13 protein-coding genes are annotated in these 18,133 nt (G+C 48.2%); all 13 read right to left on the bottom strand.

Annotated elements, in window-relative coordinates; genetic code table 11:
* Positions 1-7: 7 nt before the first annotated feature.
* Positions 8-814, bottom strand: a complete 807-nt coding sequence (locus AC1RR2_RS09650; RefSeq protein ID WP_493222040.1) for a thioesterase family protein — start codon at positions 812-814, stop codon at positions 8-10.
* Between the two features lie 509 nt (positions 815-1,323).
* Complete coding sequence (locus AC1RR2_RS09645; RefSeq protein ID WP_493222039.1) at positions 1,324-1,872, bottom strand: peptide deformylase; 549 nt, start codon at positions 1,870-1,872, stop codon at positions 1,324-1,326.
* 318 nt (positions 1,873-2,190) lie between these two features.
* Positions 2,191-3,072, bottom strand: coding sequence for a BPSS1187 family protein (locus AC1RR2_RS09640; RefSeq protein WP_493222038.1), 882 nt, complete (start codon positions 3,070-3,072; stop codon positions 2,191-2,193).
* 546 nt (positions 3,073-3,618) lie between these two features.
* Positions 3,619-4,299 carry a hypothetical protein gene (locus AC1RR2_RS09635; RefSeq protein ID WP_493222037.1) on the bottom strand — a complete coding sequence of 227 codons (681 nt, stop codon included), beginning with the start codon at positions 4,297-4,299 and terminating at the stop codon, positions 3,619-3,621.
* A 262-nt stretch (positions 4,300-4,561) separates the two neighbouring features.
* Positions 4,562-5,704 carry a hypothetical protein gene (locus AC1RR2_RS09630; RefSeq protein WP_493222036.1) on the bottom strand — a complete coding sequence of 381 codons (1,143 nt, stop codon included), beginning with the start codon at positions 5,702-5,704 and terminating at the stop codon, positions 4,562-4,564.
* 124 nt (positions 5,705-5,828) lie between these two features.
* A complete protein-coding gene (asnS, locus tag AC1RR2_RS09625; protein WP_493222035.1) occupies positions 5,829-7,229 on the bottom strand; it encodes an asparagine--tRNA ligase in 1,401 nt (466 codons plus the stop codon).
* 632 nt (positions 7,230-7,861) lie between these two features.
* Positions 7,862-8,071, bottom strand: coding sequence for a DUF4177 domain-containing protein (locus AC1RR2_RS09620; protein WP_493222034.1), 210 nt, complete (start codon positions 8,069-8,071; stop codon positions 7,862-7,864).
* Positions 8,072-8,193: 122 nt separating this feature from the next.
* On the bottom strand, positions 8,194-8,643 hold the full coding sequence (gene dut / locus AC1RR2_RS09615; protein ID WP_423054608.1) for a dUTP diphosphatase: 450 nt from the start codon (positions 8,641-8,643) through the stop codon (positions 8,194-8,196).
* Positions 8,644-8,734: 91 nt separating this feature from the next.
* Positions 8,735-9,937, bottom strand: a complete 1,203-nt coding sequence (coaBC, locus tag AC1RR2_RS09610) for a bifunctional phosphopantothenoylcysteine decarboxylase/phosphopantothenate--cysteine ligase CoaBC (RefSeq protein ID WP_493222033.1) — start codon at positions 9,935-9,937, stop codon at positions 8,735-8,737.
* A 140-nt stretch (positions 9,938-10,077) separates the two neighbouring features.
* The gene (gene lspA / locus AC1RR2_RS09605) at positions 10,078-10,596 is read right to left on the bottom strand and encodes a signal peptidase II (RefSeq protein WP_493222032.1); all 519 of its coding nucleotides are present in this window, start codon (positions 10,594-10,596) and stop codon (positions 10,078-10,080) included.
* Between the two features lie 534 nt (positions 10,597-11,130).
* Positions 11,131-14,010 (bottom strand): isoleucine--tRNA ligase, encoded by a 2,880-nt coding sequence (gene ileS, locus AC1RR2_RS09600; protein WP_493222031.1) that lies wholly within the window; start codon positions 14,008-14,010, stop codon positions 11,131-11,133.
* Positions 14,011-14,327: 317 nt separating this feature from the next.
* Positions 14,328-15,296 carry a bifunctional riboflavin kinase/FAD synthetase gene (locus AC1RR2_RS09595; protein ID WP_493222030.1) on the bottom strand — a complete coding sequence of 323 codons (969 nt, stop codon included), beginning with the start codon at positions 15,294-15,296 and terminating at the stop codon, positions 14,328-14,330.
* A 261-nt stretch (positions 15,297-15,557) separates the two neighbouring features.
* A complete protein-coding gene (locus AC1RR2_RS09590; RefSeq protein ID WP_493222029.1) occupies positions 15,558-17,552 on the bottom strand; it encodes an HzsA-related protein in 1,995 nt (664 codons plus the stop codon).
* Positions 17,553-18,133: the final 581 nt, after the last annotated feature.

Raw genomic sequence — 18,133 nt, 5'->3', positions numbered from 1 at the left:
TCTCAGCTTAAGCAAACACCGTTACTGTCTGGCGGCTAATCGCGACTAGTTGGCCATGTTCATTCCAGACTTCGGCTGCGATGTGGCCGTAGCCCTTGTGTGCGGCATCGGTGTGTGCCCGGTATTGCCACCATGGATTCGCTTGTTGCGATATCGTTGTCTCGTCTATGCTGGGAAATTCTAAAGTCCAAGTTAAGCTACTGGCGGGGGTGGGGCGGTCAAGCATTTGTAGAATCGCTGGTGGCCAAGCGTCTATGAGTGCGATCAAACTCAGCAGCGGCGCACATGCAGCGCTCACCTCAGCACATTCGTTCCAACGCATCCAGCCATTGATATGTGACTTGAACGAAGCGCTGAACGGCAGATCACAATGCTTATAAAGAAAGTCGATCTTACGGGTAAATTCGGGGATGATTCCTTCCAGATAAGGGAAGGGCAAGCCATCGCTGATGTCGCCAAAATCGGGAGCGGTCTCACTCGCGACGACGACTTGCGAGCTACGTGCGACACCGAAACTGGCAAGCGCGCTTACTACGACCTTAGCTTGTTGCAGTAAATGGCATTGCATTTGTGTGACCGATTTCCCTGCGCGTAGCACCTCACATTTAAATTCAATTTCACCCACCTCGACAGGCGCAACAAATGAAATGGTCAGAGCACGCAGTTTGGTATCACCGGTCAGGCGTGCTTGCATATGCGCGACAACCAGAGCACCCAAGAGTCCACCAAAAATGGCGCGACCTTGTCCCCAACCCGACTCCATCTGCACGAGCGAAGATTGCTCGGCTTGTACTAACATGGTTTCAAAACTCATCAAAATCTCTCTTAGTCATTTCAAACTATCTATCTTGGATTAAGTTTATCAAACTTTTGTAGGCGGAATGGATTCCCATAAAATTGGGCACGCCCATATGGCTTATCTGGTTCGCGAAATTGTTGCAAATTCATAGGATAATTTGTAGGGTGAGCACAGCTTCATCGTGCCCACGCGTTACGGTTAAAAAAAAGGTGAGCCGTAAGTAGGGTGCAATAGCCAAATGCGTATTGCACCGTCCGACGGGCGAGCGATCGACGGCAAAAAAATTAATTTATCGATTAAATGATGTAAGGACAAAATTGTTCGCCATGATCAATCGACATACGGCGCAATACGCCTTCGGCTATTGACGCCTTACGAAAAGATTGCGCCTTACCGGGTTGATTCCCGCAAAATTGAGAGCCCCCACATGGCTTACATGGTGCGCAAAATTGTTGCGAATTCATAGGGTAATTCGCAGGGTGGGCACAGCTTCATCGTGCCCTTTAATTGAGGGCTCGCTAGGTTCAGATAGTGGGTTGGATAACGTAATCTACTTGGCTATGGAAATAGCTTGGGTCTGCCTCGTAGGCAGAACGATTGATAATGCTTTGAGAATCCAATGCAAGATCGGTGGCCAAGACGCCATCAAGGTGATCGAGCTCATGTTGGAATAGCTCAGACTCAGCTTGACTCACTTTTTCCAACACCGTCGATTGCCCTTGTTCATTAATAAATGTGATGGAGATGGAGAGGCTGCGGCGCACTTTCACCATGAGATCTGGGAAACACATGCAATCGTCCCAAAGCGTGAAGGTTTCTTGGCTGCGCCATGTGATTACAGGATTAATCATAGAGTAGGTGCCCTCACCGAAATTGACAGCAATGAAGCGCTTGAGGATGCCAATCTGAGGCGCGGCAATACCTCGACCAAAGCCACGTTCTGCCCGAAAGGCATTTAGGGCGACTTTAAGTCTTTCGTTCTCTCGGATGAATTCGGGATTTGTGATGTCTTGGATAGGTGCACAAATAATTCTAAGCCGCGGATCTTCTAGGGAAAGAACTCGATCACTCATGTTGGGTTTCCTAAAGTAAATGTGCGAAATAGACGGCACCGAAAGAAGCTGAGCTTCTAGCGGCGGCCTACCGATTCCAGCTTATTGGTAGGGGCGGCACCGCTTCATCGAGCCTACGCCTTATGTTCGTTGATTGTGAAAAAAACGAGAGTGCAAAAGATTCTAAGCGCTTATTACCCAATTCGCTACGTGGCTTAAAATGTGGCATGTCAAGAATCGCCCCTTTTTTCGGATAAAAATTAAGAATGACATTTGTGGCGCTACTCAACTTGGTTTGTCCCGAGTACGGCGCGAATGCTGTTACTTCACGAAGATGGCTCAAGGTGATTCTGAGGCCGAGCTGGCACGCCCAAGTGCAAATTTCCACCATGATTGATAGGCAGAATTAGTCAATCCCTCACCATGCGCTTTACCACCACGAACAGGCTTATCTAAGACACCCACATTCGCCGCTGGAATTCGCAAAGTACGGTAAATTTCTGCCATCACATTTGCAGTGGGCTCTTCAACATGGTAGGTGGCAAACCAGCGCTCGGGCTGTGTTGCTTTGGGCTTGGCATACCAGTCTGCAATCTCACCGGGGGCGCTCATATCCCAGCCTCCCGACAACATGATAACTCGCGCCACAGGCTTGGTTTTGGCGATAAATGCGGCATGTCCACCGCCTTGCGATTGACCGCCGACTGCGATGCGCTCCCAACGCGGACTGCCATCGGCGTTGAGATATTGATCCCAATGTTCATCGTGGCGTGTGTCTTTTAAATATCGCAAAAGCTGCGTCAATCGGTACTGAATCGCATCTTGTGATTGGTCATCGATAAGCGAAAATCCTTGATCACCAAAAATACGTTTGCGCCGAAAATCTTCCGCACAAGATCGGTTGCCACGCAGGTTCTTACCAACACAAATGCCCGATACAGCCTGATCAGTGATGTAAGATAAAATAATGACACGATAGCCCTGCTGTGCCGCAAACTGCGGAAAATCCAATTGCGTACCAAGATGCGGACGCCCCAAAGTACCAGGCATCCATAACAAAAGATCGCTCCCCACGCTGCTAGAATCAAGCAGAACAATATGCGGCGCATCCGCCGCCTTGATCTCAGGCGCAGTCGTTGAAGGTCGCACATCCACGCGCACCACTTCAGCTTGAGCGTAGTTCATGATCACGAAGATCAAGCCTGCTATTAAATTCTTCATTGTGAAGGTCTCTTCCAAGAATTTGTAATTAGTTGAATGATGAACAGGCGTCGGGATGGGGCTTTGCGCAAAACATCTACTCGGGTAGGGAGGGGACGGTTTCGTCGTGCCCACGCGTTACCGTTGTTGGATGTGAAAAATCGAGATTGTACCTTGCCAAGTTATTTCGTTGAAGCGACAAAGGAAAATATTCGCGCCGTAAGTAGGGTGCAATAGCCAAAGGCGTATTGCACCGTCCGAAAGTCGACCGATCAACAGCGAAGCAATTTATTTCAAATCAAAAAAACCAAAGAAAATAATTGTTCGCCATGATCAACCGCCATACGGCGCAATACGCCTGCGGCTATTGACGCCTTGCGAATAGATTGTGCCTTGGGTTCCTAGGGTGGGCACAGCTTCATCGTGCTCACGCGTTACGGTTGAAAAAGGTGAAAAAGATAAAAAGGAAAGCGAGGTTTTAGCCAGTATTCCAAGCAATCCGCGTGGGCACAAAAAGCGTGCCCACCCTACATGACTGACTTATTTGACCGGACGCTCTTACCAGCGTTAATCATCATAATAGCCCATGCCATCTGGAATATCGTTTATGCATTTCAGCGGCTTCAGCTGAAGCTTAGTCGTTTTTTTTCTTCTACGGTCGTTCTCATCTCTAACTGAATATATCTTTTTTCCTGTCAAGTAGTTAACGCTCGTGCTTGACTCTTCTAGAGTAGCTCTATGCAGTGAGTTTGCGTCATAACCGATTAGGCGAAAACAGCCGTCGCGAAACCGAAAGGTGAGTGTGGCATTGCCCGTGGTCCAAGATCCGACGCTGCTCCAATAATGAAAAGTTACGAGCAGGTTCCCATTGTGGATTTCTATACTTCCTAATGGATCTTCTATGTTTGGGTTGTCATTAGCTGGGATTAGCACTTCGTTTTTAAGGAGTAGTTCGTAGCCCTGTTTTTTGTTCGCGAACGCGATAACCAACATACGTGGATTTTCATTTCTGTCGTTGGTTATGTTCGAAGGGTCAGATTGCCGTAATACGAAAGCAGTATCGGATTGCCCATCTTGATTAAGGTCGCCGTCTGACCTCCTTTCGATTTCCCAGCCCTTAGGAACGAACGCGTCCACGGATTTTCCAGTCGATGGTAAGCTTGGGGATGGGCGGGATTTCTCTTCTTGTCCGATAGCACTTGTGGCAAGAGCGAGTAGTGCAATTGATGTGATGATGGCGTGAATCATATAGTGGCCTAATGAAGCTGTATGACACTCCAAGAATCAGCCAATCAAGGCCGATATCTGTGAGGTTTTTAGAAGCTAGTAAAATTTGCTTTGATACGTAGCAATGTGCCACAAAGCAGTAGATTGAGGCAAGTGGGCACAGCTTCATCGTGCCCACGCGTTACGGTTGAAAAAGGTGAAAAAGATAAAAAGGAAAGCGAGGTTTTAGCCGGTATACGAAGCGATTCGCGTGGGCACAAAAAGCGTGCCCACCCTACATGGCTTATGTCACGCCATGAACATCATCGTAATGTATAAATCCGAAGTAAAAATCCTTTTCATCGAAGTGGCAAATATGGTAGTAAGTGCCGTCTTCGTTAAGTCCTTCAACTTCGTAATCAGTGTCAACCCGTGTCAGTTGGAGCGGAAGAGTTTTATTGATGGGGGAGTTCCTATCGGCTTTGATGTGCAGAGAGGCTCCAGGAATAACCAGATCGACATAAAAGTTGCCGGACTGTTTCCACCGTGTTGCACGACGGTTGGTTTGTCTGGTTAAAATGATGTCAAGAGAAGTGTTGAAGACGTACTCGCTAATCTCTTTCAACTCAGTAGTTTGAATTTTCGAAAACTCCCGCTTTACGTACCATTTCCCAGATTTGCTTCTGAATAGTGCAGGTGTAAGCCGCCAAACGTTCCAAAAATCAGTTGGTGCGGCACCGCTAATGAGCAGATCACGGTCAACTGCTGCGTGGTCTAATACGATAAAATCTGTTGGCTGATTGACGTTCTCCGCTATGTATTTCATGCTTCGTGCGTAATATGGGGCACTAGTTGATCCGGAAAGAAGTCCACGCGGCTCTTCGTCTTTATAGGCAGATATGTCGTAGTGTCTCTCGATCTCAAGGTACACGGCCTTTCGACAGGAAATTACGCACGTTTCGTAGTCTTCCGATTCAAGTGCTTGTTTAGCATCTTCTAAGTTTTGTTTGCATTCGCCATCCTCAAGTAAATCAATGGCACTAATTGTTGAAAATGGCGCACCAAGATTGGCCAATGTGGCTTCATCTAGGAATTCCCGGGCATTGTCTAGGAGTCGTTGACACTCCCCGCGCTCAGGCTGTATACCTTGGTGCTTAGAATTAACGCGAAGGGCATTTAGCCGTAACATGGCGGTCTTGAATGGTAACTTTTTGGGATCAATCATTTTGTCGATGAGTACAAAGTACTGATCGAATTTAGTGTCCTTGCTAAACGTAACTTGAACGTGGTCTGCTAAAGCCACTAGAAAGATTTCAACTGAGTCTTGTGCAAGGTTAACCGCAGAGAACAGATGAAGGTCGTTCTTGGAGCGCAAACTTCCCTCGGCGAGTTCGAAGAGGTGGCGTGCGAGTGCAATGCGTCTTATGGTTTCGATCTGAATTGGCATGCTCTAAGACCCAATGTGGCGTAATGTGAGAAAATTGAAGTTTAACGTTGGATGAAAAAAATACTTCCATTCACTTAAATCAAAAAAAGGCGACCAACAAGCCGCCTTCTTCATCCAACAAAAATCAGAACCGCACATTCCCCGGCGTACGCGGAAACGGAATCACATCCCGCACATTACCCACACCAGTGATGTAAGAAACAGCACGTTCAAAACCTAAACCAAAACCGGCATGTGGCACGGTGCCATAGCGGCGCAGGTCTCGGTACCAGTAGTACGGTTCTTTCGCGAGGCCGACTTCTTCCATGCGTGCGTCTAACACATCTAAACGTTCTTCACGTTGTGAGCCGCCGATGATTTCGCCTATGCCTGGGGCCAAGATGTCCATCGCAGCGACTGTTTTGCCGTCGTCATTCATGCGCATGTAGAAGGACTTGATGTCCTTAGGATAGTTTTGCAGAACCACAGGGCCGCCTACGTGTTTTTCGGCGAGGTAGCGTTCGTGTTCGGATTGCAGATCGGTGCCCCATGCGACTGGGTATTCAAATTTCTGACCGCAGTTTTGCAAGATGCTGACCGCTTCGGTGTAGTCCATACGCACGAAAGGTTTGGCGATCATGTTTTCTAATTTGGCGATCACGCCTTTTTCTACGCGCTCTTCAAAGAAGGCCATGTCGTCGCCACGTTCGTTCAAGACGGCGGTGAAGACATATTTCAACATCGCTTCTGCGAGGTCGGCATTTTGTTTGAGATCAGCGAAGGCAACTTCAGGTTCTATCATCCAGAATTCCGCTAAGTGGCGGCTGGTGTTGGAGTTTTCTGCGCGGAAGGTGGGGCCGAAAGTGTAGACCTTGGACAAGGCCATGCAATAGGTTTCTACGTTCAACTGACCAGACACGGTGAGGAAGGTCTCTTTGCCGAAGAAGTCTTTGCTGAAATCTGGCTTGCCTTCTGGTGTCTTAGGAAAGTTCATCATATCCAATGTGGAAACGCGGAACATTTCGCCTGCACCTTCGCAATCAGATGCGGTCAAGATAGGGGTGTTAACCCAGTAAAAATCTTGCTCATGGAAGAAGCGGTGAATCGCTTGTGCAATCGAGTGACGAGTACGAGCCACAGCGCCCATGATGTTAGTACGTGCGCGTAAGTGGGCGTTCTCACGTAAGAATTCCATGCTGTGTGGTTTTGGTTGAATTGGGTAAGTGTCTGGATCTTCGACCAAGCCAAATACTTGCACGCTTTCTGCCTGCATTTCAAAACTTTGACCGCCGCCTTGCGATGGCACGACCATGCCGGTTGCTGAAAAAGATGCGCCTGCTGTCAGATGCAAAACTTCGCTGTCGTAATTGCCCAAAGTATTGGGTACCACGATTTGCAAAGTGCCGAAGCAAGAGCCGTCGGTTAATGCCAGGAAGGATACGCCGGCTTTAGAATCGCGGCGGGTACGAACCCATCCTTGGACGGTGACGCTAGTGTCACTTGGGGCTTTGCCGTTGAGGACGTCTTTAACGCTGAAAGTTGCCATGTTTTATTTCTCCAATATTTCGACGAGGATTTTTGAAAAGGCATTCCGTAATGCTATTTCTCGAAATTCTCTAGTGGCGCATATGATAGCCGTTTGCGCCGTTAAAACCAATTTTGTTGGTGTGTGATTTGCCTCAGTTCGTATTGAGTGGGGCTAGTGTGTTGCTTACTTCTGATACTGAATGCATTAAATTTCTCTTTGGCGCTTGGTGTAATTTGGAAAGTCAAATTTCTCCATAGTCTTTAATTCCAAATACGTATGTGATCACCATAAAGTAGTTGATAAGTATGATCCACGTTATGGGAGCAAGAATGATGCCGATCAAAGCGAGGTTTTGCTTGTACTTATTCGAAAGTGAAATACTCAAAACGACCCCTACTGTAATTGCGCCAACTAGACTGTAAAAAAATACCACGGGACCAATTGATTGATCTATGAGGAATTTATAAATTACACATAAAAAAATAGGCGCAAGAAATACACCTAGCGTAATTTTGAGTGCTGTCTGTATCTTCATAAGTTTGTCGATCCAGTATCGTAAGGCGGGTGCAACCCGCGCTGCTCAGGTGTTTGAGTGTCTGGCGGCGCGGGTTTCACCCGCCCTACAAAAACTGTCCTCCATTATTTGTCTCTTAACTACGTGACTGCAGATAGTGATCCATGTCTCTTTCGAGAACCAAAATAAATTTACTCGTTTCTCCAAAAGGTTTTGCGGGTTCTAAAATTTGCCGTAGCTCCCAACCCTCACGTGCATTGTCATTGAGTGCGGTTTGTATGTCTGGATCGTGCTTTGTAAAAAAGCCGTTTCTAAATTCCAGATTAACTGTTTTGTATTCTTTCATATTGAATTCTCCGAGTTCTTTTCTTCAGCCTCGTGGGATCGGTGCAACCCGCTCTGCTCAAATCCTTGACAGGCTGGCGGCGCGGGTCTCACCCGCCCTACAAAATCTCTTAAACAATCAGATTAATGTTTGCCTGTGCTACCAAAACCACCTTCACCGCGCTCACTATCGCCAAACTCGTCAACGATGTTAAAGCCGACTTGTAGCACTGGGACGATGATCAGTTGTGCTAAGCGTTCCATCGGATTTAAGGTGAATGCATTTTGTCCACGATTCCACGTCGAGATCATGAGTTGACCTTGGTAATCGGAATCGATCAAGCCAACTAAGTTGCCAAGTACGATGCCGTTTTTGTGACCCATACCGCTGCGTGGCAAAATCATGGCTGCGTAGCCTGGATCACCAATATGGATCGCCAAGCCGGTTGGGATCAAGACGGTTTCACCTGGTTGTATGGTGATTGCTTCGTCTATGCACGCACGCAGATCAAGGCCAGCACTGCCCGGTGTACCGTAGGCGGGAAGTTGGTCTTTCATGCGAGGGTCTAGGATTTTTAGGTCTATGTTTTTCATATTTAATTTATTGTTAGCCACAGAGTACGCAGAAGGCGCAGAGTAAATCTAATAAAAACTCTGCGTACTCCGCGCCTCTGCGGCAAAAGGTTTAGGTCTTGATTCGTTTCGCAATCTCAGCCACCAACTGATTCGCCAAAGTCTGCTTATCCGCCTTAGGCAAAGCCTGATGTCCATTCACATCAAATAACACCAACTCATTTTCGTCTTTGCCAAAGGTTTGGTGTCCGATATTGCCGACTAAGAGTGGGATGTTTTTCTTGATGCGTTTGGCGGCGCCGTATTCGAGTAGGTTTTCTGATTCCGCTGCGAAGCCGACGCAGTAGGGCGCTTTTGCTAGTGCGGCGACGCTGGCGAGGATGTCGGGATTTTGCGCGAATAGCAGTTGTGGCGTATCGCTGTCGCTGGTCTTTTTGATTTTTTGATCACTGGCATTCGCAACGCGCCAATCGGCAACGGCTGCCACTGCGATGAAGATGTCTTGGGTGTTGACCTGTGCCATCACCGCATCGTGCATTTGCTGTGCGGTTTGTACTTGCTGGCGCTGTACGCCGTAGGGTGCTTCTAGAGCCGTTGGGCCAGAGACTAATGTCACGTGGGCACCCGCTTCCCAAGCGGCTTGGGCGATCGCATAGCCCATTTTGCCAGACGATAAATTCGTAATGCCGCGCACGGGGTCGATAGGTTCGAAGGTTGGCCCCGCCGTGATTAACACGCGCTTGCCAGCTAAGGATTTTTTTTGAAATGCCGCTTCGAGTTCTGCCAAAATTTGCGCAGGTTCTAACATGCGGCCCATGCCGACTTCGCCACAAGCTTGTTCGCCTGCCGCAGGGCCAAAGACTTGTATGCCGTCTTGTTTGACTTGTGCGACGTTGCGTTGTGTGGCGGCATTGCTCCACATTTCTACATTCATTGCCGGAGCGATGTACAAAGGTAAGTGTGCAGGGCGGGCGATGCACAGTGTTGAGAGTAAATCGTCGCAAGCACCATGCGCTAATTTGTAGATAAAATTGGTGCTGCATGGCGCGATCAAGATGGCATCGGCGTCGCGGGTGAGATCAATATGCGGCATGTTGTTCGCAATACGCGCATCCCATTGATCGGTGTAGACAGTATTGCCCGACAAGGCTTGCATCGTGACTGGCGTAATGAATTGCGTGGCGCTTTGTGTCATGACGACTTGTACAGTCGCGCCAAGTTTGCCTAAAGAACGGCATAAATCGGCGACCTTGTAGCAGGCCACGCCACCTGTCAGGCCGAGGACGATTTTTTTACCAGCGAGTCGGGATGTCATCATTTGTCCTTTTGATTTTTAAAACCCCTCAACGCCGAGGCGCTGAGACGCAGAGTGAAACCTTAAAAAAGAGAAATTGCTTTTCCTCATTGTTTTTCCTCAGCGTCTCTGCGTCTCAGTGTTGAGGGGTTTTGAGTTTCTTATTTCTTCACTCTTCGTAATTCATCGAGAATAAACAAAGCTGCACCCAGGCAGATCGCGCTATCGGCTAAGTTGAATGCTGCGAAGTGATAGACGTCTTTGTAATGGAAATCTAAAAAGTCGATGACGTGACCATACAACAAGCGATCAATTACATTGCCGATCGCGCCGCCCATGATGAGGGCGAGTGACCAGCAAAATAGCTTTTGCGTGGCGTGCTTTTTGAGTAACACGGTGATCACGATGGAAGCGACCACACCAATCGCTGTGAAGAGGTAACGTTGCCAGCCGCCTTCATTGGCGAGAAAGCTAAAAGCCGCGCCTTTGTTGTAGACCAAAGTTAAATTGAAGAACGAGGTTATTGGATATAGTTCAGCGTAGTGAAAGGCTTTCTCTATCGTGATCTTAGTGACTTGGTCTAGCAAAATGACGATGGCGGCGAGGCCTAGCCAAATGCCGAATAATCCACCTGAGGATTTGGGTTTGCTTGAGAAAGTATTGGTTTTTTTCGTGGCCATAGGTTTGACAGCTTTCGTTGTTAACTCCCTTCTCCCGCAGGCGGGAGAAGGGTTGGGGTTGAGGGTGATTCAGATTCGGATAAAGTCAATTGAGGCATCGTTTTTTTATGTAATTAATTTCACTGATTGACTCATTTTAGACTTTGCAGTTTCTGAAACTCCCTCACCCTAACCCTCTCCCGCTTGCGGGAGAGGGGATTTTTGTCGTCACTCCTGCCTGCGTAGGAATGACAACGGATTTTTTGTAGGGCGGGTGTAACCCGCGCCGCCAAGCCATTGAGCACTTGAGCAGCGCGGGTTTCACCCCATAGGCGCTAACCAAAATCAGAAAGTCAAAACCAAAACCTCTCAACACAGGTAAGCAGCATGCTGCGCACCAGAGGCGCAGAGAAAGGCAGGAGAAGGCTAATATTATCCAATTTTCTTCAGCTAGACATTTCCTCTGTGCTTTCTCTGTGTCTCTGAGCCTCTGTGGTTAGTGGTTTTAGAATTTGGTTAGCGCCTATGGGGTTTCACCCGCCCTACAGTCTTACATTACGCGTATTTACGAGTTTCACCCGCACCAAACAAATTGCTATTGCAACGACCGCACAAAGTTGGATGCTCGGGATTCACACCGACATCTGCACGATAGTGCCAGCAGCGTTCGCATTTTTGATATTTTGATGCACTGACGACTACGGTTTCATCTGCTTCTGTAGCTACTTGTTCCACGCTCGCTGCAGAAGTGATCAAGGCAAATTTCAAGTCGTCTTCTAAGCTACTCAACACACCAAATTTATCGCCACTGGCTTTGATCACCACTTCGGCTTGCAAGGAAGAACCAATCGCGCCAGAGACACGGACTTCTTCTAATTGCTTAGTCACATCTGCACGTACGGCACGCAAACTTGCGTACTTGGCTTCCAGTGTTTCGCTGTTGGCAATCGCTGGCAACTCGTAATAAGTTTGCGTGAAGATGGTTTCGTCGCTACCAGCAAAGGCCTCTGCGCTGGCAAAACTTTGCCAAGCTTCTTCTGCGGTGAAAGACAAGGTTGGTGCCATCAAGCGTAGCAAGCTTTGCGTGATGTGCCAGATCGCTGTTTGTGCTGAGCGACGTGCGAATGAGGTCGTGCCGCTGGTGTATAAGCGGTCTTTCAAAATATCGAGGTAGAAACCACCGAGATCTTCTGAGCAGAAAGATTGTAATTTGCTGATGACAGGGTGGAATTCATACGCCTCGTAATGCGCCAATACTTCTTTTTGCAAAGCTGCAGTGTGCGCAATCGCGTATTGATCGATCTCCATCAATTCATTGACGGCAACCGCATCTTTACTGAAATCGAAATCTGAGGTGTTTGCCAACAGGAAGCGCAAAGTATTGCGCATGCGGCGATACGATTCTGTGACGCGTTTTAAGATTTCGTCAGAGATAGAGATCTCTCCAGAATAGTCAGAAGACGCCACCCACAAGCGCAAGATGTCCGCACCTAAAGTATCAAAAATCTTTTGCGGCGCTAAGGTGTTGCCCAAAGACTTGGACATCTTTTTGCCTTCGCCATCGACCACGAAACCGTGCGTGAGCAAGGCTTTGTAAGGTGCATGACCGTCGAGCATGGAGGCCGTCAACAAAGACGAATGGAACCAGCCACGATGTTGATCTGAACCTTCTAAATACAAATCCGCAGGGTAGGCCGATTGCGTTTTATGCGAGCCGCGCAAGACCGTGAAATGGGTCGTACCAGAATCGAACCACACATCCAACGTGTCGCGATTCTTTTCGTACATTGGCGCTTCGTCACCGAGCATTTCTTCTACGGTAATTTTTTGCCAGGCTTCTATGCCTTCTGCTGCTACGCGTTTGGCAACCAACTCTAATAACTCTGGTGTACGTGGATGAATTTGACCAGTTTCTTTGTTCAAGAAAAATGCCATAGGCACGCCCCATTGACGCTGACGTGACAAAGTCCAGTCAGGGCGATTCGCGATCATGCCGTGCAAACGCGCTTTGCCCCATCCCGGGAAGAAGGCAGTTTCGTCAATCGCTTTCAATGCGGTTTCACGCAAGCTGGCACCGCCATCGGCGGGTGTGTTATCCATACTCGCAAACCACTGTGAAGTCGCGCGATAGATGATCGGTGTCTTATGACGCCAGCAATGCATGTAGCTGTGGTCAAACATTTTCAGTGAGAACAAAGTACCGGCTTCGCGCAATTTGTCGCAGATCGGTTTCGACGCTTCCCAGATTGTCATGCCAGCGAAGAACGGCAACCATGACGCATAACGGCCATCACCCATCACAGGGTTGAGCATGTCGTCATCTTTCATGCCATGCGCTTTGCAGGACTGGAAATCTTCGATACCGTAAGATGGTGCAGAGTGAACCACGCCGGTACCGGTTTCTGTGCTGACGTAGTCGCCCAAATACACAGGTGAAAAGCGATCATAGCCTTCGTGCATCGCCGCCAAAGGATGTTTGAATTTGATTTCAGACAGCACTTCACCGAGGCAAGTGGCGATGATTTCCGCTTGCATGCCCCAATTGGTGAAGGCAGTTTCGATCAAGTCTTTTGCCATCAAAATCAGGCAAGGCTCGCCATCACGCTCGGTTTTGATCAAAGCGTAAGTGATCTCTGGATGCATGTTTAAAGCTTGATTGGATGGAATGGTCCACGGGGTCGTGGTCCAGATCACGCAGTAGCCTTTTTCTAATGGCAACTTGTCCAAGCCAAAAGCTTTGGCCAATTTATCGTGCTCAGCGAAAGGGAAGCCGACATCGATGGATGGATCACGTTTGTTTTCGTATTCAACTTCTGCTTCTGCCAAAGCAGAGCCGCAATCGAAACACCAGTTCACTGGCTTTAAGCCACGATACACATAGCCTTTTTCAAATAACTTGCCGAGCGCGCGGATTTCATCGGCTTCGTTGCCGAAGGCCATGGTTTTGTAAGGATTATCCCATTCACCCAAGACACCCAAACGGATGAAGTCGGCTTTTTGGCGCTCGATTTGTACTTCGGCGTACGCGCGCGCTTTTTCTTGGACTTCGGCGACCGGTAAATTTTTACCATGCAGCTTTTCGATTTGAATTTCGATAGGCATGCCGTGGCAATCCCAGCCTGGTACGTAAGGCGCATCAAAGCCAGCCATGGTGCGTGCTTTGATGATCATGTCTTTCAATACTTTGTTGACAGCGTGACCGATATGGATGTCGCCATTCGCATACGGAGGACCATCATGCAAGATGAATTGGGGGCGACCTTTGGCGGCTTTGCGCACACGTTCGTAGATTTTCTTTTCTTGCCAGCTCTTGATCCATTGCGGTTCACGTTTGGCGAGATCGCCGCGCATAGGGAAGGGGGTTTCCGTCATGTTGACAGGATACTTGCTAGCCGGCTTACCGCCGTCTTTTTTTGCTTGCTTTTCGTTAGACATAGTTTTCTTCGTTTAAATTAAATTTTGGAATTCTTTGGATCAAAATCAAGAACTCTGCCGCAGAGGCGCAGAGTACGCTGAGGTTTTTTTGATGTATCTATTGACCCCTTTGTAACCGAGATCATTTATGTTGTCATTCCTGCGAAGGCAGGAATCCAGTGTCTTTCGGCTTCCACAACGTTACGCCGCTGGATTCCCGCCTTCGCGGGAATGACACACCAAAAAATTAACGCTTTTCTCTGCGTCCTCTGCGCCTCTGCGGCTAAATCTTTTTTAGTTTTTCATCCTATATTTTTTATGAACCTGCCGAGCGTTCTTCAAATTCGGTCAGTTGCTGAGCCGACTCGTTGTTGAAAGTAGCTGCGCGCCTGTTCTGTATCGCGGTTGATCGCGGCAGTTAAGGTCGGCAGGTCTATGTATTTTTCTTCATCGCGGAGTTTCTTTAAGAACTCAACTTGTATTACTTTGCCGTAGGCATCGACGTGATGATCAAGGATGTGGGTTTCGAGTAAAACGCGACCACTATCATCGACAGTCGGGCGTACACCCATACTGGCAACAGCAGGTAAAGGTTTTTCACTTAAACCATGCACTTGCACCACAAAGATGCCCATGACCGCAGGTTTGTGATGGGCGATGCGTAAGTTTAAAGTTGGGAAGCCTAAAGTACGTCCTAACTTTTGCCCATGCACGACATGGCCAGAAATCTGATAAGGTCGACCAAGCAGATGTTGCGCTTCCTTGAAGTCGCCAGCCGCTAAGGCCGCGCGTACCGCTGAGGAAGAGATGCGTTTGCCGTCGCGCTCTACCGTCGTTAAGGTTTGGACTTCAAAACCATAGCGTTGACCAGCTTCTATCAAGGTCTTAATGTCGCCCGCACGTTTTGCGCCAAAACGAAAATCATCGCCGACCATTACCAGCTTGACGTGCATGCCTTCGACCAAGACTTTTTGTATGAAGTCTTCCGGGCTTAAAGCTGCAAAATGGGCATTGAAGTGTTCCACGATGACACGATCTACGCCGGCGAGATCTAATGCGGACAAGTTGTCGCGTAAATTGGCGATACGAGTGGGCGCTTTGGAGAGATCGCCCATCATTTGAGCAAAAAATGCACGTGGGTGCGGTTCAAAGCTCATGACAGCAGCTTCGATGTTCAGACGCGTGGCAGCTGCGCGCAAGTCGGACAAAAGGGCTTGATGTCCGAGATGTACACCGTCAAAATTGCCAATGGCGAGGGCGCAAGGCGCACGGGCAGCAGCATTTGGGAGTCCACGAAAAACCTTCATAGGTCAAAAATTCTTATATAAATGCTTATGTAAGTTGAAAATCAATTTACCTGTCTTTTGGGCGTTTTCGTAACGCTAGAGCAGAAAGCATTATGCAAGACGGTAAATGGGGCAACAAAAACCCTTGATTATAAAGGCTTTTCATTCTGAATTTAGGGGTTTTTGCGTCGCAATATTCCAACCATCGCTTTGTGCAACAGGTAAGTTTTGTCTGGCTTGAGTTGATTTCTTGAAAATGCTTGGAGTTGTCCGAATTTAAGCTTATTTATCGCGATTTTTCCATGAGTTAAGAAATTCTTTGAATGCTAAAGGTTTTTGTATAGGTGCTGGAAAATTTGCCTGATTGCGGGTATTCACGCCATGACAAGAAGCACATACCCGGATTTCGCCGGCTTTGAAGCTAATCCAATTGCGTTCTCTGACCACGGGATTACCCTGAGCGTCGGTGGTTTGCCAGCTTAATGCACGGCCTGACGGGACTAATACTGCAGTCGATCCATCTTTAGCAATTTTGACCGCTCCAGTGATATCGATCGTGTTGTTGTCAGTTTGCTGATTTAGCTTATGCAGTTTGTTCAGAGGCTGTGCCAGATTGCGACGACCTGGGCGATCCGGATAGGCCCGCAATTGTTCTGCTTGCACAATTTGAAAATGGCTAATTTGATACAGTTTGCCTTTGGGATTTTGTGCCGATAGGGTTTTGACGCCTCCGGGTACTTCCAAATTGAACGGCTGCTGCAAATCAGCACGGTCGCGGCTAGTTTGATCACGCGTAATGATTAAGGCCAGTTCGTTTTTTTGCAGCCAGTCACGCAAGGCTTGTTCTTGCACCTGGGCTTCTGCGAGCAGCGCTTTTTCGGGGGCGTCCAGTGGCGGCACCGTGTTGGCTGGTGCTTTGCGCGGGCGGACTTCCACCGCTTCTAACTCCCATAAATCGCCCTCGAAGTTTTGGATTTTTTTGCCATCCCACCAGGCCACTTTCTTTTGTACGCCCTTGGTCAGATAGGCACCGGGCTGGTATAAATGACTCACGGTATCGATATTGAGAAACCGTAAGCGTAAATTATTGAGGCTGGTCTCGGGCTCAGGTGGTAGTTGATTCGACGTGTGGCTGGCAATCAATCCGCCATTCGCCAAGGGGAGAGGGTTGCGATAGCGACCATCGGGTATATTGTCGCCTTTATTGATCGGTGTGACCGCGATGACTTGCATTTGTTCTGGATTTAGACGCGGATCACCTAGAACTTTGACGATGCTGTCGGTGGCAAATGAACCCGATTCCCGCGCGTTGATAGCGAAAAAAGTCCCCGCCTGAAGCGGATCTTCTCGTAGTTGAAACAGACCACCTTCGCGTCGAATCGAGAGACGATTCTGATGCAAACTTTGGTCGGTCTTATTGCTGAGATTAGAGTCTTGCAGAAAACTGGGTGTCAGAAAACCGTAGCTCAATTCATGCAGGCCGACATGATTTAAGGTTTCTTCTGCGCTGCCATCTTGATGTATTTGCCAAATCGTAAAAAAATTGCTGCGGAAGGCGCTGACGTCGCCATAAACACTACTGCTGCCGACACGTGATTCAGGAAAAAACTCGGCCCGGCTATCCAATTTTTTTGCATGAGCCGATTCGTCGGCATAGTTAAATGAACGAAATGGCAGAGCAACCTGATTGCGCACCGCGTCGCGATCTCGATCCGCCAATTGATCTTGTTGCAAATGATCCCAACGGGTAAAAATGAGGCGACCAAAACTGTCTATGAGTGGATTAAATGCGCCGCTCGGCGTGTGGCTAAGTAGTGTCAATTCGCCTTGATGTAGTTTCCAAACCCCCGTCGTGCTTGGGGTAGCTTCGTATTCGTCTAATTGTGGATACAGATGCGCTTGGCCCTTACGTGGCCGGTCAGAAATGAAAATAATACTATCGTCGCTGCCATAGATTGGTGACAAATTGTTATAGCGTGCATCTTGTGCTGGGACTTTTTGTATGTGTACTTTTTGTCCTTGCTCTAATCCACTGACTTCGTAGATTTGCCAACGCGAGTTGTCCAAAGCCTCTCCTTGGCGCGGTGCACCTTGCAGTAAACTAAATAAGGCTTTTTTGCCGCTCCAATGAACTACTGGCTCGCGTACCGCGATCGCGTTTTTGCCTTGCAAACCATCCATGCCAAATCCGCCTTCTTTGCTTAGATTCCGCAAACTGGCATCGGGGTAGCGAAGCATCAAATCGCCGCCACGCGGCACTTGATCGGGATTCGTCATGTGATTGGCAAATGCCGAAAGGCGGCCATTTTTATCGCTGTGGAGTGGAACTTGAGTCACAAATAAAATGGGATAAGCCTTGTCTTCCGCCTTTGTGCGATCTAATTTTATTAGAGTCGGGTTTTGAACTGCGCTTGAAGCTGGTCTCGTCTCTGCTGGCGAGCTTGCGGCGGTGTCAGACTCGGTTGCGGTTGGTTGACATGCACTGAGCCAGCAAAGACAAATTAAAGTGGTAAAGAGACGATGCATTGATGGTCTTTATAATGTACTCGAATAAGTTTGAAGCATGAAAGCTAATAATAGTAGGACTTACGCAAAACAGACGCTAGCGTTGTTGTGTTCGCCTCGCCGTGCAATTGCACTGTCTTCGGCTCCACGCCTAGCCAGCGCAATTTTGCGTAAGTCCTAAATAGATTATCAGTATCTACATTCAGTTTGAAGTGTCGCGGATTATTGCAGACAGCGCGCATTATTTTTTAAACTTTGCTATATCGTGCGGCTTTGGGGCGAATGCACTTGAATTTTTTGAAAACTTGGGTCAATCTTACGTGGCTTTTAAGTTAATTCAGAAGAACAAGAGA

This window comes from Undibacterium sp. GW821-FHT11H02 (assembly GCF_058808015.1).
This window is presented reverse-complemented; position numbering and strand designations above follow the sequence as displayed.

Bases quoted from the DNA above. Each gene is read 5' to 3' on its own strand.
- AC1RR2_RS09650 (WP_493222040.1), bottom strand. From the start codon at position 814: ATGAGTTTTGAAACCATGTTAGTACAAGCCGAGCAATCTTCGCTCGTG.
- AC1RR2_RS09645 (WP_493222039.1), bottom strand. From the start codon at position 1,872: ATGAGTGATCGAGTTCTTTCCCTAGAAGATCCGCGGCTTAGAATTATT.
- AC1RR2_RS09640 (WP_493222038.1), bottom strand. From the start codon at position 3,072: ATGAAGAATTTAATAGCAGGCTTGATCTTCGTGATCATGAACTACGCT.
- AC1RR2_RS09635 (WP_493222037.1), bottom strand. From the start codon at position 4,299: ATGATTCACGCCATCATCACATCAATTGCACTACTCGCTCTTGCCACA.
- AC1RR2_RS09630 (WP_493222036.1), bottom strand. From the start codon at position 5,704: ATGCCAATTCAGATCGAAACCATAAGACGCATTGCACTCGCACGCCAC.
- asnS (WP_493222035.1), bottom strand. From the start codon at position 7,229: ATGGCAACTTTCAGCGTTAAAGACGTCCTCAACGGCAAAGCCCCAAGT.
- AC1RR2_RS09620 (WP_493222034.1), bottom strand. From the start codon at position 8,071: ATGAAAGAATACAAAACAGTTAATCTGGAATTTAGAAACGGCTTTTTT.
- dut (WP_423054608.1), bottom strand. From the start codon at position 8,643: ATGAAAAACATAGACCTAAAAATCCTAGACCCTCGCATGAAAGACCAA.
- coaBC (WP_493222033.1), bottom strand. From the start codon at position 9,937: ATGACATCCCGACTCGCTGGTAAAAAAATCGTCCTCGGCCTGACAGGT.
- lspA (WP_493222032.1), bottom strand. From the start codon at position 10,596: ATGGCCACGAAAAAAACCAATACTTTCTCAAGCAAACCCAAATCCTCA.
- ileS (WP_493222031.1), bottom strand. From the start codon at position 14,010: ATGTCTAACGAAAAGCAAGCAAAAAAAGACGGCGGTAAGCCGGCTAGC.
- AC1RR2_RS09595 (WP_493222030.1), bottom strand. From the start codon at position 15,296: ATGAAGGTTTTTCGTGGACTCCCAAATGCTGCTGCCCGTGCGCCTTGC.
- AC1RR2_RS09590 (WP_493222029.1), bottom strand. From the start codon at position 17,552: ATGACGAATCCCGATCAAGTGCCGCGTGGCGGCGATTTGATGCTTCGC.